This window comes from Methylophaga sp. (assembly GCF_965655755.1).
Lineage (GTDB): Bacteria > Pseudomonadota > Gammaproteobacteria > Nitrosococcales > Methylophagaceae > Methylophaga.
The window spans coordinates 40,971-56,397 of record NZ_CBFHHW010000016.1; the positions used below are offsets into that span (position 1 = coordinate 40,971).

11 protein-coding genes and 1 tRNA gene are annotated in these 15,427 nt (G+C 45.0%); 7 read left to right on the forward strand and 5 right to left on the reverse strand.

Features of this window, described 5'->3' with window-relative positions; all coding sequences use genetic code 11:
• The first annotated feature begins 8 nt into the window (after positions 1-8).
• The 4 genes from ACTF5U_RS06990 to ppsA are packed head-to-tail and all read left to right on the forward strand — an operon-like array spanning position 9 to position 6,119.
• Positions 9-1,166, forward strand: coding sequence for an HpcH/HpaI aldolase/citrate lyase family protein (locus ACTF5U_RS06990; protein WP_438970920.1), 1,158 nt, complete (start codon positions 9-11; stop codon positions 1,164-1,166).
• Positions 1,163-2,803 (forward strand): acyl-CoA synthetase, encoded by a 1,641-nt coding sequence (locus ACTF5U_RS06995; protein ID WP_438970921.1) that lies wholly within the window; start codon positions 1,163-1,165, stop codon positions 2,801-2,803. The genes ACTF5U_RS06990 and ACTF5U_RS06995 overlap by 4 nt, the downstream gene beginning before the upstream one ends.
• A 44-nt stretch (positions 2,804-2,847) precedes the next feature.
• The gene (locus ACTF5U_RS07000) at positions 2,848-3,738 is read left to right on the forward strand and encodes a pyruvate, water dikinase regulatory protein (RefSeq protein ID WP_438970922.1); all 891 of its coding nucleotides are present in this window, start codon (positions 2,848-2,850) and stop codon (positions 3,736-3,738) included.
• A gap of 8 nt (positions 3,739-3,746) precedes the next feature.
• Entirely contained in the window at positions 3,747-6,119 is a 2,373-nt protein-coding gene (ppsA, locus tag ACTF5U_RS07005) for a phosphoenolpyruvate synthase (protein ID WP_438970923.1), read from the forward strand.
• 270 nt (positions 6,120-6,389) lie between these two features.
• Here ppsA and ACTF5U_RS07010 read toward each other — a convergent pair whose 3' ends face one another.
• On the reverse strand, positions 6,390-6,815 hold the full coding sequence (locus ACTF5U_RS07010) for a MarR family winged helix-turn-helix transcriptional regulator (RefSeq protein WP_438970924.1): 426 nt from the start codon (positions 6,813-6,815) through the stop codon (positions 6,390-6,392).
• Between the two features lie 103 nt (positions 6,816-6,918).
• On the opposite strand from ACTF5U_RS07010, the gene ACTF5U_RS07015 reads away from it, so the two are divergent.
• Positions 6,919-7,227, forward strand: a complete 309-nt coding sequence (locus ACTF5U_RS07015; protein ID WP_438970925.1) for a hexameric tyrosine-coordinated heme protein — start codon at positions 6,919-6,921, stop codon at positions 7,225-7,227.
• A 262-nt stretch (positions 7,228-7,489) separates the two neighbouring features.
• Here the strand turns inward: ACTF5U_RS07015 and ACTF5U_RS07020 are convergent, their stop codons facing one another.
• The 4 genes from ACTF5U_RS07020 to ACTF5U_RS07035 form a co-directional block, all read right to left on the reverse strand.
• A complete protein-coding gene (locus ACTF5U_RS07020) occupies positions 7,490-9,538 on the reverse strand; it encodes a nitric oxide reductase activation protein NorD (RefSeq protein ID WP_438970926.1) in 2,049 nt (682 codons plus the stop codon).
• Between the two features lie 38 nt (positions 9,539-9,576).
• Entirely contained in the window at positions 9,577-10,395 is an 819-nt protein-coding gene (locus ACTF5U_RS07025) for a CbbQ/NirQ/NorQ/GpvN family protein (RefSeq protein WP_438970927.1), read from the reverse strand.
• A gap of 2 nt (positions 10,396-10,397) precedes the next feature.
• Positions 10,398-11,753 carry a cbb3-type cytochrome c oxidase subunit I gene (locus tag ACTF5U_RS07030; protein ID WP_438970928.1) on the reverse strand — a complete coding sequence of 452 codons (1,356 nt, stop codon included), beginning with the start codon at positions 11,751-11,753 and terminating at the stop codon, positions 10,398-10,400.
• 61 nt (positions 11,754-11,814) lie between these two features.
• Positions 11,815-12,645 carry a c-type cytochrome gene (locus ACTF5U_RS07035; protein WP_438970929.1) on the reverse strand — a complete coding sequence of 277 codons (831 nt, stop codon included), beginning with the start codon at positions 12,643-12,645 and terminating at the stop codon, positions 11,815-11,817.
• Positions 12,646-13,256: 611 nt separating this feature from the next.
• On the opposite strand from ACTF5U_RS07035, the gene ACTF5U_RS07040 reads away from it, so the two are divergent.
• Together ACTF5U_RS07040 and ACTF5U_RS07045 are read left to right on the forward strand one after the other, a co-directional pair.
• Positions 13,257-13,333 (forward strand) — tRNA-Pro (locus ACTF5U_RS07040).
• Between the two features lie 508 nt (positions 13,334-13,841).
• Entirely contained in the window at positions 13,842-15,224 is a 1,383-nt protein-coding gene (locus ACTF5U_RS07045) for a PLP-dependent aminotransferase family protein (RefSeq protein WP_438970930.1), read from the forward strand.
• The last annotated feature ends 203 nt before the right edge of the window (positions 15,225-15,427 follow it).

Sequence of the window (15,427 nt, forward strand, 5' to 3'; positions counted from 1 at the left end):
GGAGTGTTATGGAATATCCCAATAAACAGTATGCCGAGCCTTATGCAGATGTTGATTTTTGCAGGGTCTTTAATAGTAGTGTGTTAGGTGATTTCTGGCCGGGCATTCAGTTGTATTACCCGCCAGTGAAATATGCACCTTCACTCGGTATTTATGAAGATCTGGAAGCAGCTTCATTGCGTATGAAAAAACATGCGTACGAAACGCGGGCACATACCCTGATTTTTGATTTGGAAGATGGTTGCCGTCAGAAAGAAATGAGCCGTACGCTGTTGCGTCAGGAATTACCCGGCCTACGCCAACACAATAAAAACGTCACGATTGCTGTTCGTGTTAACCCTTTCAGAACGCACGAATATGAATTGGATATGGCGCTGGTTCGGGATGTGGGGGACTGCATAGATGTCGTGATGTTAGCAAAAGCAGGTGAGGCTTATGGCGCTGCAGAAGTACGTGACCTATCGAATCTGCTGGTCAGTATTAACGACAAAATTACTATTCAGCCGATTATTGAACATCCAAAATCACTCAAAATTGCTCCGGATTTAATGCAATACAACACAGTGAAGCATGTTGTGTTCGGGATCCATGATTTTTCCAAAGCCATGGGTATTCACATTACACCTGAAAACTGGACTGAGGAACTCAAACATTTTCTGTATCAGATTATGTTTGAAGCACGTATTGCGGGTAAGGGCGTTATCGGTGGTGTGGAAACCTTGATTGGCTCGTCCAGCATGCCGGAGAAGTTTGTCGAGCCCAATGATGTCCGTCGTTGGCTGGATCTGCATGGTGAAGACGAGTCCCGCATTGTATATAAACATGCCTGTGAAGAGACAGCGATGGGCCTGACCGGAAAACAGGTTATTCATCCCGGCCATATTCACTTATGCCGCGTAGCTTATACGCCTTCACCGACCGAAATAAACCAGAAAATCAGCATCTTGAAAGCGGCCATCGAGGCGGATGCCTTACTGGGCGGGGCGATCAAGTTTGAAGGTGAAATGCTGGATCCGCCGATGTTTGGTAAAGCTTTGCAGACATTGCTGAGAGCCAATGCTTTAAGAGCTTTGGATGAAGATGACCGCAACTTTGCAATGAAAGTACTGCGGTTGATGCCGTCACAAGTTGTTCGTGAGAACTGGCCATATGGAGCTATTTTATGAGAAACCTACCTCCTTTCCCGCACTGGCACTGGAAAGTGCCAATGCACTTTAATATTGGTGTCGCTTGTACTGACAGTCATTTGGGTACGCTGACGGGTAAAAAGACGGCCATGATCGTGGAAGACGATGAACTGGGCACCGATGAAATTACGTTTGCGCAACTGTCACGACGGACAAATCAATTTGGTCAGGTCCTGAGAAATGCGGGTATTGAGTCAGGCGACAGGGTATTGATTCGTTTACCTAATAGTCTCGATTATCCGACTGCTTTTCTGGGTGCCATGAAACTGGGCGCGATATCTGTCCCGACATCGACATTGCTGACAGTCGAAGAGGTGCTTTACCTCGCAAAAGATTCAGCGGCTGAAGTGCTTGTGGTTGATAAAGCGTTCTGGCGTGAACTCAAATCCGATATTAGTCAATGCGAAAAAATCAAACTGGTGCTGTTATCAGGCCAGGGCGAGATCGTTGACGATGACGATATTGATGGTATCACCGTGTTGAATTTGGCTGATAGCCTCAACCAGATAGAGACCTGGCTACCGCCAAAACAAACCCTGGCAGATGACCCCGCTTATCTGGTCTACACCTCAGGGACAACGGGCTATCCGAAAGGTGTCCTGCATGCACATAGAGCGATGATTGGTCGCAAACCTGCTTCCACGTATTGGTTTGATTTCGACGAAACAAAACAAGACCGTATTTTACACTCAGGCAAGTTTAACTGGACCTATGTACTCGGTTCGGGATTGATGGACCCTTTATTCCTTGGCAAAACCGTGATTGTGCATGAGGGTAAAAATGATGCCACTTTATGGCCGCGTTTGATTGCCAAACACAATGCGACGATTTTTATTGGTGTTCCCACTATATATAGACAGGTACTACAAAAAACCGACTTTAGTAAAAAAGATGTGCCCAGTCTGCGTCATTGTATGAGTGCGGGTGAACATTTATCGGATGAAGTGTTATCGCTTTGGCGTGAACGTTTTGGTATTGAAATATACGAAGCCGTCGGCATGTCTGAGTTTTCTTATTACCTATGTGAAACGAAATCACGTCCTATCCGTCCCGGTTCTGCAGGCTTTCCACAGCCCGGTCATGATATTCAATTATTAGATCCCGACTCATTGAAGCCGGTTCCAGTAGGCGAAGAAGGCATGATCTGTGTACCAGATGATGATCCTGGATTGTTTCTAGAATATTGGAATTTGCCAGAGGAAACGGCCAAATTGAAACGTAATGGCTGGTTTTTGACAGGTGACTATGCGCGTTACGACAAGGATGGATATATCTGGTTTTTGGGCAGGAAGGACGACATTATCAAAAGCTTTGGATACCGTGTGTCTCCCTATGAAATTGAGCGCGTTTTTAAGTCGCATCAATCGGTTTCGGACTGTGCCGCAGTCGCAGAAGAAATTGGCAAAGATAAAATTCTTGTTGTGGCCTATGTCATTTTGCAGGATGGGCAATCCGTCTCGGCTGATGAGTTACATGCTTTTGGGAAACAACATTTGGCAGCCTATAAATCACCCAAAATTGTCTACATTGCCAAAGACTTTCCCCGAACAAAGAATGGAAAGATTTTAAGACGAGAGATTGATCCTGATATTGCAATAGAAAAGTCACATACCTAAATTTTTTGTTGATCATAAATGGCTTTTCAGCACATGATTAGCACATGACACAATCTGAACAACATAATTCGGATCAAATCCGAAAGGTATTTTTCGTCTCTGATCGTACAGGTCTCACAGCAGAATCTTATGGGAAATGCCTTTTGGCGCAATTTCCCGAGTTGGAGTTTGAAACCATCACGCTCGCTTTTGTTGATACGAGCGAAAAAGCATTACATGCACGCGAACAGATTAATCAGGAAAGTTTTGAGTCAAACCTCAAGCCGGTCGTGTTCAGCACGCTGGTTAATGATGACGAACAGTACATCATTGAAAGCGCCAATGCTCGCGTTATCAGTCTCTTCCATAGCTTTATAGGCTCCCTTGAGAGCTTTTTTGGTGTAGAATCCTCGCACAAACAAGGGGTCTCACGTATTTCGTTTAGTGATCAGACCTATCAAAAACGTCTGGATGCGATTGATTTTGCCCTGACGCATGATGATGGTGTCCGCCCTGATCACTATAATGATGCAGAAGTCATCTTGGCGGGGGTATCGCGTTGCGGTAAGACACCAACAAGTTTGTATCTGGCAATGAACTTTTCGTTGAAAGTCGCAAATTATCCTCTGACACCGGAAGATTTAGGATCAAGTTCCCTTCCTCAGTGTTTGACGGATAATGCGGATAAATTGATTGGGCTGACCATAAAACCGGTTCCATTAAGTCGAATTCGCAGACAAAGACGGCCTGATAGTGACTATTCCTCACTAGAAATTTGTCAGCAAGAGCTTGCAATTGCAAAGTCTATGTTCGAAAAAGTGGGTGTTAAAGTATTCGATACAACCGACACCTCAATTGAAGAAATATCGAGTAAAGTTGTACGAGCTTTAGGGCTCGGTAGGGAGCGCGTTCGCGAGTCTACGTTAATGTTTAATAAATCTACAAAAGTAAGGTAGTAATAACTATGTCGGAATATGTTATCTCTTTGGATGATCTGTGCATGGAAGATGTTCCCAGAGTTGGTGGCAAAAACGCCTCTTTAGGTGAAATGCTACAAAACCTGGCACCTCTCGGTGTTGCTGTACCTGGCGGTTTTGCCACAACGGCAGATGCATACAGAGAGTTTCTTAAGCATGATGGTTTGCAGGATCAAATCAATGCTCGGTTACGTGATCTGGATGTAGATGACGTAACGGAACTGCAAAAAACCGGACGCGAAATTCGTGACTGGATTATGACCATTCCTTATCCCCCTGCGATGGAAAAGGCGATTGACGAAGCCTACTTAGCGCTGGAAAAAGAATATGGTCCAGAAACTACCTTTGCGGTACGTTCATCAGCAACGGCAGAAGATTTACCTGACGCTTCATTTGCGGGGCAACAGGAAACGTTCTTAAACGTTTCAGGTCTTGCCAACATCAAAAAGCAAATCCGAGAAGTGTTTGCCTCACTGTTTAACGACCGGGCGATTGCTTACCGCGATCACCAGGGGTTTGATCACAGTGAAGTAGCATTGTCGGCTGGTGTACAAAAAATGGTGCGCTCTGATATTGCCTGCGCCGGTGTTGCGTTCTCTCTGGATACTGAAAGTGGTTTCCGTGATGTTGTGTTTGTCACGGGGAGTTATGGTTTGGGTGAAATGGTCGTACAAGGTGCGGTGAACCCTGACGAATTCTATGTCCATAAAAAAACCTTAGCTGACGGCCGTCCTGCCGTGCTTCGCCGTACTGTCGGTCAAAAAGCGATTAAAATGGTTTATTCAGGTGACGCATCAGATCCAGTTAAAACTATTGATGTTGATGAGGAGCAACGTTTGTTCTTCTGCATGACAGATGAAGAAGTCGAAGCCTTATCAAAAATGGTTGTCACCATAGAAAAACATTACCAGCGTCCAATGGATGTCGAGTGGGCTAAAGATGGTAATGATGGTCGCATCTACATCGTTCAGGCGAGACCTGAAACTGTACAAAGCCGCAGCAAGAAAAATGTCCGTGAATCATTCGTTTTGAATGAAAAAAGTGATTTGCTGGCAGTCGGCCGTGCTATCGGTAGCAAGATTGGTCAGGGTAAAGTGCGCTTGTTAAATAGCTTGGATCAAATGGATAAATTTGAAGCCGGTGATGTATTGCTGACTGATATGACGGACCCTGATTGGGAACCTATCATGAAACGTGCTTCGGCGATTATCACTAATCGTGGGGGCCGCACCTGCCATGCTGCTATTATTGCGCGCGAACTGGGTATACCTGCAGTTGTGGGGTGTGGCGATGCTACTGAGAAAGTAGCCGAGGGCACCGATGTGACTGTCTCCTGCGCTGAAGGGGATGAAGGTAATATCTACGCCGGTCTATTGAACTTCGACCACCGTGTTGAAGAGCTTGATAACATGGCCGAATTACCCGTTAAAATCATGATGAACGTGGGTAATCCTGATCGTGCATTTAGCTTTGCTCAACTGCCAAATAAGGGCGTGGGTCTGGCTCGCCTGGAATTCATCATCAATAATATGATTGGTATTCATCCAAAAGCATTGATGAATGCAGATCAAATGGAAGGAGAGGTCAAGCAGGCTATTAAAGAACGCACCACCGCTTATGGCGATCCGGTCGAGTTTTATATTAGCCGCATTGCAGAGGGTGTCTCTACCATCGCTGCCGCGTTCTACCCAGAAACCGTTATTGTGCGTATGTCCGATTTTAAATCGAATGAATATGCCAATCTTATCGGTGGAACCTTGTTTGAACCACATGAAGAAAACCCGATGATTGGTTTCCGTGGTGCGTCTCGTTATAGCTCTGAGGATTTCGCCGAGTGTTTCAAACTTGAAATTGAAGCCATGAAACGCGTTCGCGATGATATGGGCTTGACCAATGTTGAGTTGATGATTCCATTTGTACGGACGACAAAAGAAGCCGAATCAGTCGTCAAACTGATGAAAGATAATGGTCTGGAACGTGGCAAAAATGGTCTGCGTTTAATCATGATGTGTGAATTACCATCAAATGCCGTTCTGGCAAAAGAGTTTTTAGAATTTTTTGATGGTTTCTCAATCGGCTCAAATGACATGACTCAGCTGACGTTGGGGCTTGATCGTGACTCTGCCTTGGTTGCAGAATCATTCGATGAACGTAACCCTGCGGTACTAGCGATGCTGGATATGGCGATTACAGCCTGTCGTGATGCAGGAAAATACGTGGGTATTTGTGGTCAAGGGCCGTCGGATCATCCTGATTTAGCTGAATGGTTGTTAGAACGTGGTATTAGCAGTATTTCACTGAATCCGGATACCGTTGTTAGCACATGGCAGTCACTGTCTGAAATGAATGCCAACAAATAAAGACTCCTATTTAGCAGGAACCGATCTGTGTCTGGTATCGGTTCCTGCTAATACTTCGCCTTCGTTGTCGAGTGCTCCTAACCGCTCGTTTTCGCGTTAGTGCAAGGCGCAGCTATATCCTTTACAGCATTGAATCTATCCGCTGCGATAAGTATGACGTGACTTTTTCTTAGCTTGTGTTGTGGGTTGGTAGGGAAAGTAATGATCTTTCTGAATACTTTTATAACTATGCCACTACTTCGACCAAGACTCGTTTTTACCTATCAAAACTCATTCGACCTTTAGGTTTGTCTTTACCTTAGAGCAGAGCTGAATTAATGTTTGGGATTCATCAATTGATAAACCGGTCGCACACAAGGCGAGCTCGGTAATCCTTTCTCCTTCAGCTGAAAACTCTCGTCCTTTTTTAGTTAACAACATCGATTTGGTTCGTTCATTACCCTGTGCAAACCGACGTTCTATAAACCCCATGGATTCAAGTCTTTTTAAGATGGGGGTTAAGGTTCCCTTGCTTAACCCTACTTTTGTTGCTGTATTAGTTAGAGATGCGCCGTTGTCTTGCCACAACGCCATCAGCACTACAAATTGTGGGTATGTTAAATCGTGAGGAGCTAATAATTTTTTATATGCTCGTGTGATTTTTCCTGTTGTTGAATATAGGGCATAGCATACTTGCTCGTTTAATAATGGTCCCAATTTCATCTTCCTTTCAGTATAAGATGCACTTGACATGCATCTTATTGGGTTATATTGTTTGTGTACGAACAGTTTGTTCGCAAACCTATAAGGAGAGAATACCATGAAAGCGAAATTTCCATTAGCAGTGGCAGTGATATCACTATTATTATCTTTTTCGGTTATGGCTGAAGAGATGGCTGCATCGGAGGGCTATATACCTTCCCTAATTACAGAAACACCATATCAAGGACGCCTGTTAGCCATAAAAATTGTACGCAAAACGATTGGTACAATTCAGACTAATGGTGAAGCTAAACATAGAGTTAGAGCTAAGTATGCAGAGGATCCTGCGTTGTTAATGAATGCTGCGGAACTTGTGGCCATAGAATTTAAAACGATTGCGATAGCAAATGATTATTGGCGGAAATAAAGTACATCTGAGCTGAGCCAAATTAAGGCTCAGCTCAGTTATTAGTGATTCTTTAATAAGTGGTTTGATAGCTGTTGAATGAAAGATGGCTTCAGATACCAGGTTTCCAGAAGCAGGAAAACCAGACTTTCTGACCCATGCTTTAATTTAGAATTTCGTCCATTTCTTGCTTATCTGGAACAGTAATGGTTCGTCAATGATTATTATTATCTGAAGATAATGAATAAGCCTAAATTGACTGCTCTGACTTCATGTCATTATCTTAGATGGTAATTAATCGCTTCATCCAGTCCAACAAGGCCGAAGAGAGCGATTCAGGTTTGGTAATAAGCGTATACGCGCCTGAACCAAAAACACGAGGCAGATAGCTAGCCGCCTGGCGATCAATAGTGAGACAGAAACAGTGGATGTTTTGGAGTCGGGCTTCCGTAATTGACTGTCGCATGTCTTCCACGCCGTAGCGACCTTCATAGTCATCCTTGTCACTTGGCTTACCATCAGAAATCAGTAATAACAACCGATGAGCTGCCGATTTACGCATGAGATCGACTGTCGCATGACGAATTGCAGCGCCGGTCCGAGTGTAATGCTGGGGCTCCAGAGCACTAATTCTTAGAGCTACCGAATTGTTATAAGGTTCATCGAAATCCTTTATTTGTCGCACCGTTACCGCGTGAGGACCTTCACCGGAAAATGCCTGAACCGAGTATGGTTCACCGAGTCCTTCTAATGCAACACAAACCAGCAATAAGGCTTCTCTTTCAACATCAATCACTCTGCGGTTCGCTGAAACCCAGCTATCGGTGGAGCCACTAATGTCAATGAGAAGCGTAATAGCCATATTACGGTCTATAGTTCGCCGCGTCTGATATAGCGCTTCGTTTAGGTATGTACCTGCTCGGAAATCATTATAGCTCTCTATATATGCGTCAAGATCGATGTCATCTCCATCCAACTGTTTTCGGCAGGTTACGCGACGGGCCTGGAGCATTTCAAAGCGCTTACGTATCGTAGATAACATGGATTCGTGGGCGGCCAAGGTTTTATCTACCCATTGCTGTGAACCTTCATGTGAAGAAAGTAAGCGAACTGTAGCGCCCGGATCACGGTAAAATTGCTGACGATAATCCCATTCCGGATACCTGAAACCTTTACCTTCTGATATTGCGGCTTTGAGTTCCTGACGTGCGTGGGAATCGGGTGGATCATCAGATAATAAGACTTCTTTCGGCTGATCGGGAGTAGAGATTAGTCGAGCATTTGAGAGCTCGGATACCATCTCACCAAACTCATCTGCACTGGTGTCCTGATCACGATCAGTTGGCCGTTGAAGCCCAAAAGGATCTTCGGCGTGCTGATGAGAATCGTCTGGCTGTACCATCCATATACTGGAGTTTTGCTCATTTTCCTGCTCATCCTCTGTGACTTCACGCTCATCAGGACGGCGGGATAGCCTCGCTGATCGAGGGGTAGAATCATGAGGATCAGTCAGATCGTTTTTCTCTTTTGGAACTGTCTGGACTGTCAAAGTAGGAGATGCCTGCAATTCTCCTGTCCACCAGTCCCTCACCAAAGGGTAAGGTCCGAGACGATGCTCATCAGTACCATTCGGTAATAGTTGAAAGTCATGAATAACTTGTGAGGCATTGACCAGGGATTCCTGTGGGGTGGGGGCTAGTGCTATTTCTTTGTTTGGATGACCGCATTGATTTGAAAGAAGCTTACGTAAAAGAAGCTCTAGAGGTTTACGCGAATCGGAAAATTTTGCCAAAGCCGGCCTTGTTTTAAGTGCATGCTGACGTAATACATTTATCGATTTAGCTATCCCGGGCAATGAGGCAGCTAATTCTTCATCAGCAGCATAGGCTTCAAGTAAAAGAAATACATCAGCCTGTAACATGCTCTTCACGGAGGCTATGAGCTCGGCTCCACCACGACGGGCTCTTACCACTTGTGACAGTGCCATAGCACGGTAAAGCTCGTTAGCCCGAACTGAGTCTGTGATCTCAGTATCCGGAGGCAGCCAGATAGAGACACCATCGGTAGCCGGTATAGGATATTGTCGTCGTGGTTCACGATCATGCCGGAATAGCTTTGACAGTAATGTGGGCCTTGCTGGCAGTTGAGCTGAACGCAAAGGATAGCTGTTATCGAAGAGAGCAGTGATCAACAAATCCAGACGAGTGGTTACATCACTCAAGGTCACTGTCTGCGGCAGCGATGGTAGTGTTTTGTGCTTGAGCCAAAGTCTTTGAGCAAACACCGTCGCATGACGGGCGGCATCACTGATGAGTTCTTCGGGTTCTGCCATGGTTAGCCTAATAGGCTTCCAGATTTAACTTCATATAATTATATGAAGGTGGCATCAACCAGATCACGCATGGCGTTAACCAAGGATTCATCGTCAGATAGTGGGGAAATAAGTCCTACGTAACAGGCTTCACGAATAGGGACACCTTTTTGAGCCAATAACGCCGTAGCAATCAGTAATCGAGTGCTGGGGACTTCCGCCAGCCCCCGATCTCTTAATGATCGAATTCGGTGCGCCAGAGATACCAGCGCTTGAGCTGTCGGATAGTCCGTCTTACTCTCTTCCCGAACAATGGCGATTTCTCGTTCAGAGACAGGGAAATCCAGATCTATGGCTGCAAAACGCTGACGTGTGGAGGGCTTGAGGTCTTTCAGCATGCGTTGATAGCCAGGGTTGTAAGAAACGACTAGCTGAAATCCTGGTGCAGCCTTAACCGTTTCACCCGTTTTGTCGATTGGTAGTATGCGCCTGTGGTCAGTCAATGCGTGAAGAATGACAATAGTATCCTGTCTTGCCTCAACAATTTCATCTAGGTAGCAAATAGCTCCATCGCGCACGGCTCGTGTTAACGGTCCATCATGCCATTTTGTTCCATCGTGCCGAATTAGAAAACGACCGATAAGGTCACTCGCCGCCAAATCATCGTGACAGGAAATAGTAACCAGAGGCCGACCAAGCCGCCAGGCCATATGTTCGACTAATCGCGTTTTACCACAGCCCGTCGGGCCCTTAAGCATAACGGCCAGATTTTGTTCATGGCAATGCTCAAAAATCTTTACCTCATTGCCGGTGGCCAGATAAAAAGGTTCAGCCTTAGCTTCGTATACAGATGTTTGTTTAAGATGATCAGCTGTCACCGTTATCCAATTTCCCTGTCGCTCGCCGTGGTTTCATCTGAGATCTCAAAATACGGCCTGTATCGGAAAAAGTCATATATGAACAAAGCAACGCCCACGGTGAAAATCGAGGCTGTCGCAATGAGCATAAGGAAATGCACTTGAATTTTAAGCTGAGCATCCAGATAGCCCATACCCATAATACGTTCCAGATAAACCTGACCGAGACCGGCAGTAGCAAATGATAAAGTCATGCCAAACATGCCTGCGAGTTGAAGCCAAAATGCCCAGTAGCCTAATGCTGAACCTTCTTCTGGCCGGTTAGTCATCTTAGGCAGAATGTAAGTAATCATCGCTAGCACTATCATGGCATAAGCGCCGTAAAAGGCGGCATGCCCATGCATAGCCGTTATTAAAGTCCCATGAGTCCATTTATTGACATCGGGCCAAGTATGAGCCAGGCCCAACAATCCTGCGCCAAAAAGTGCAAACAAGGTGCTACCAATAGTCCAATGCAGTGCCAAGCCATTGGGATGCGATATCCCGGAACGTCGTATGGCGGCATACGCAAATGCAGCCATGCCCACGAGCGCTGCGGGTTCAAGTGCACTGAAAAGTCCACCGATAGGAAGCCAGTAATGGGGGACACCCACCCAATAATAATGATGCGCAGTGCCGAGAATGCCGGCGATAAATACCAGGCCAACGATGACATAAAGCCATTTTTCCATGACTTCCCTATCGGCACCGGATAAACGGATCAGCAGATAGGCCAGAAATGACCCCATGATCATCATCCACACACCTTCTACCCAAAGATGAATAGTCCACCAGCGATAAAAGATGGATATGGTGTAGTTTTCGTAGTGTAGTAATGCTGGGAAGAATAAGAGCGCTGAGCATAAAAGGCCGAGCAACAACACGCCCTCAGTGGTCGTAAAGCGCCCGGACTTTTTAATAGTCATGCCAATGTTATAAAGAAAGATCAGCATGCAAAGCACGATAACTAATTTGTGGGGTAAAGGTTGTTCAAGAAGTTTATTGCCAGTGCCGTAACGAAACAGATACCCGATAATGGCAGTGACACCCATGCCAGTCCAGAGAATCAATTGCACATAGGCAAGCTTTACACTATGAAGCTCGCATCGCGACTCATCGGGAATCAACCAGTAGGAAGCTCCCATAAACCCTGTAAGCACCCAGACAATGAGCAGGTTTGTGTGTATGACTTTCGTTACATCAAACGGCAGGATGTAAAGTAGTGGATCTGGACCCAAATATTTAGTTGCAGATAAAAGACCAAAAACCAGCTGTAATCCAAACAAAACCATGGCGATGGCAAAGTACCAGTAAGCAACAGATTGCGATTTATACCGCATCGTTATTCTCCTTGAACTGTCAGTTTCGTGGCCTTGAAAAAGGCAAGAAATTCTCGGATTTTCATTTCAGCGTTGCCAAGTAGGCTGTTAGCTGCTCAAGTTCTTTTTTATTAAAGCTCGTTTTGTATCCTGACGGCATGAAAGATGTCCCGCCGCTGGAGTACATATCACCCGGTACCAGATACGCATCAGGGGCTACAATAGACTCACGAATGTATTCCTCAATGTTCGTGGCTTCACCTTTATAATCCGGTGATTCGATAATTTCAGCTGCATGTGTAGCTAAACCTGCCAATGAAGGGCCTGCCATATCGACATCAGGCTCAGTTGAATGACAAGAGGTGCAGGCGGGCTGAGCTGTTCGGAATATCTGTTGGCCTATAGCACGCAGATCATCATCCGAATCGACCGGGGTTACTCCTTCAGCAATCTCATCGGCACGGAACCCCTCAGAAGTACCACTACCGGTTACCCTGATGGGCCGGGGAGGCCAGCCTTGGTTATCCACATTGGAAACCCAGTCGAGAAAACTGATCAGATCAGCGATTTCCTTCTCGCTCAAATCCTGTGTGGGCATCAGTCTGCGATGTTTTTGCTCATTATAAAACTGTGAAGGATCACGCATGTAAGCAGTCAGATAAGGGACGCTACGGTGTTTAGTTATTTTGGTCAGGTCGGGAGCATAGTAAGCCCCTTCCCCAAAGATGGTATGACAATTAATGCAATTATTTTTGTGCCAAACAACCATCCCTTGCTCCACTTCAGCCGTAAGGTTTTCAGTGTTGGTCAGTTTGTCAATTTGACGATGCGTATCAAGGGTGAGTACAACAAAAATAATAGCTGCAATAGTAGTGCTTGCAATCGCAAAAATTCTAGCTTGTCGATTGGTCATAGAGATACCTCGTCCTAGACGCCGATTCCACTCCAATAAAGAATCGAGATGGTTGTAGCGTAGATAATTCCTGATGCCATGAGCATCAACACGATATAACTAGATATTCTAAGTGGTCCATAAAATTGTTTTTGTTGCATATGAACTCCATCTCTTTAAAACCACACATTTCACAAAGGCAGTATTTTTTAAATACGCATCCAAAATACCTTATTAGAAAAATACATACAAGGATAGACAAAACGATGAACTCACTACTTTGTTTATCGCCTTTGTATTTAAAAACAACAGATTGAATCTACAGGTGAGTTAAATGTGATTTATCATCATTTGTTTTGCGTTCGGCCATCTAATCCGAAGGAGCCCGAGTCTGCCGGTTTGCTCTTCGTATAATTGAAGATATATTAGGTAATGGAAGTGCTTTTCAATATCGGGACATCAGGTATATAGCCACCTATATTGAGGGGGTGGTCTACCAATCTTTAATATTGTTATAAATGGGTACGCAGTGTAAAATTTGTCTACTTCAAGAGAGGGGTTTTTAGAAAAGTTTTTCGGAAAACGCCAATCAAAAAATATCAGTGTTTCTAACTCATTGATTACTCTACAGTCGGGGCATGGCGCAGCCTGGTAGCGCACTTGCATGGGGTGCAAGGGGTCGAAGGTTCAAATCCTTCTGTCCCGACCAAATTTTTATTTTTTCATTCGAACAGTTTCACAGAAATTTCGCGTCAATTCTCCTAATCTGCACGTGAACTTTCCAAACGATTGTTCACTCCACTTTAAAGCCAGTTCCATCCCGATGAACTGGCTTTTTTTTACCCAATAAATTCGTACTCATTTTATTGGTGTTCAGATCTAACAATCGCTTATCCAGATTTGAGTACTATTTCCAATGGATAGATCTCTGGTATCGAAAGTCTTATTTCTGCTGGCGGTCATTGACCTGTTCGTCAGCACCTATCTGCGCAAACCCTCATAGTTGAGGGAAAAGGATGGCACGCTCTGTGTCATCCTTTTTTGTCTTTATATTTTCACCATACAATATGGTCGCTTCTGATAAAGCGCAAAATTGTCTTCTTTTAAAATCCTCACTAGCTTATGAATATGACTCATGGTGATGTTTTAAAATAACGCTTGCGATCCCTTTACCTGCTTGCTAGTTTGTATGTAAATTTAAGGCATACAAATAAATTATGAATTTATGGCAACCACATTTACACGCTGATGCAGGCAGAAAGTATCTGGGGATCGTTCAGGCTCTGGAAGCAGATATATACGCTGGAAGAATTAAGCCCGGTGATCGATTACCACCGCAGCGAACTATCGCTGAGGCATTAGACGTTGATTTAACAACTGTAACGCGTGCATTTAATGAGGCACGTCGGCGTGGATTAGTTGAAGGTAATAAAGGTCGGGGTACCTTTATTCGTGGCGCTGTTGAGCAAAAGTTGCTTTCCGATAAACAATCTTTGCTTGATCTGAGTATGAATAATCCTCCTCAGCCTGATTCTGCAAATCTCCAGCAACGTATACCTGATGGGATTGCCGGACTCATTGCCGATCAGCGTCGTATGCTCCAATTGCATTATCAGGATAGTGCAGGTAATCCGGTTGATCGGGAAGCTGCCGCTTTCTGGCTTCAGTCAAAAACGAAACATCTCGTTGCAGAGCGGGTGTTGATTAGTGGTGGTGCACAAAGTGCACTATATGCCATTTGCCGGCATTTATTGAAGCAAGGTGATGTGCTTGCCACGGCAGAATATACCTATCCAGGGATAAAAGCGGTTTGTGTACAGATTGGTTGTAATTTGCAACCTATTACTACCGATCAGGATGGCATCGTGCCAGAAGCATTCGAAGCGATATGTCAAAATCAAGCCATTAAAGCGCTTTACCTTATTCCTGCGTTAGATAATCCCACCACAGTCACGATGCCGTTGGAAAGAAGAAAAAAGATTGTCGCCATTGCGCGGCGTTTCAATGTCGCGATTATTGAAGATGATCCATACTCACCGCTTCAGGCTACACCAGTTGAATCGTTTGTTTCACTGATGCCAGAGTTAACCTGGTATATCGCGACGTTATCAAAATGTGCCACGCCGGCATTGAGAGTCGCGTTTGTTATTACCCCTCAGAGTGACGGTGTAGAAAAAGTCGCTGCCGTCATTCGGGCGACACAATTAATGGCGCCCCCACTAATGTGCGCATTGGTAACACGCTGGATTTACGATGGCACGCTTGATGATATTGCTCTTGCTATTCGCCATGAAAATAATGCGCGACAAAAACAGGCAGCAAAATTGTTAGAAGGACAAAGCTATCAGGCCGATCAAGATGGTCATCATTTGTGGCTCCGACTTCCCGGCAATTGGCGGGCTAAAGAGTTTGCTTCTCATGCTGAAAAACTCGGTGTTAGCATTGTCCCCAGTAACAGTTTTTCCATTACTAAAAAACCAATTGATGCCGTCAGAGTCTCATTAGGGCTCGCCACAGATCAGGATGCTTTAACAGAAGCTTTGACGGTATTAAAAAGACTCCTTACTCAAACTCAACGCTCAAGTCGAGCAGTGGTTTGATGAATGAAATGACGATTAGGTAAATTTATGGCACTTAATGATATGCACGACGTTCAGGATGTCACAGAGATCTACGACGAAGTCTCCGACTGGCATGTAAATACCGGTGGCGAGAAGGTAGTTGCCAAACGCCTGAAAGGCCGTTTCCGTAACTTGAAGTGGCTGGGCATGTCTATCTGGTCAATCTTGTTTATCGGACCCTA

Coding starts and splice junctions, on each gene's coding strand:
- ACTF5U_RS06990 (WP_438970920.1), top strand. CDS start 9: ATGGAATATCCCAATAAACAGTATGCCGAGCCTTATGCAGATGTTGAT.
- ACTF5U_RS06995 (WP_438970921.1), top strand. CDS start 1,163: ATGAGAAACCTACCTCCTTTCCCGCACTGGCACTGGAAAGTGCCAATG.
- ACTF5U_RS07000 (WP_438970922.1), top strand. CDS start 2,848: ATGACACAATCTGAACAACATAATTCGGATCAAATCCGAAAGGTATTT.
- ppsA (WP_438970923.1), top strand. CDS start 3,747: ATGTCGGAATATGTTATCTCTTTGGATGATCTGTGCATGGAAGATGTT.
- ACTF5U_RS07015 (WP_438970925.1), top strand. CDS start 6,919: ATGAAAGCGAAATTTCCATTAGCAGTGGCAGTGATATCACTATTATTA.
- ACTF5U_RS07020 (WP_438970926.1), bottom strand. CDS start 9,538: ATGGCAGAACCCGAAGAACTCATCAGTGATGCCGCCCGTCATGCGACG.
- ACTF5U_RS07030 (WP_438970928.1), bottom strand. CDS start 11,753: ATGCGGTATAAATCGCAATCTGTTGCTTACTGGTACTTTGCCATCGCC.
- ACTF5U_RS07035 (WP_438970929.1), bottom strand. CDS start 12,645: ATGACCAATCGACAAGCTAGAATTTTTGCGATTGCAAGCACTACTATT.
- ACTF5U_RS07045 (WP_438970930.1), top strand. CDS start 13,842: ATGAATTTATGGCAACCACATTTACACGCTGATGCAGGCAGAAAGTAT.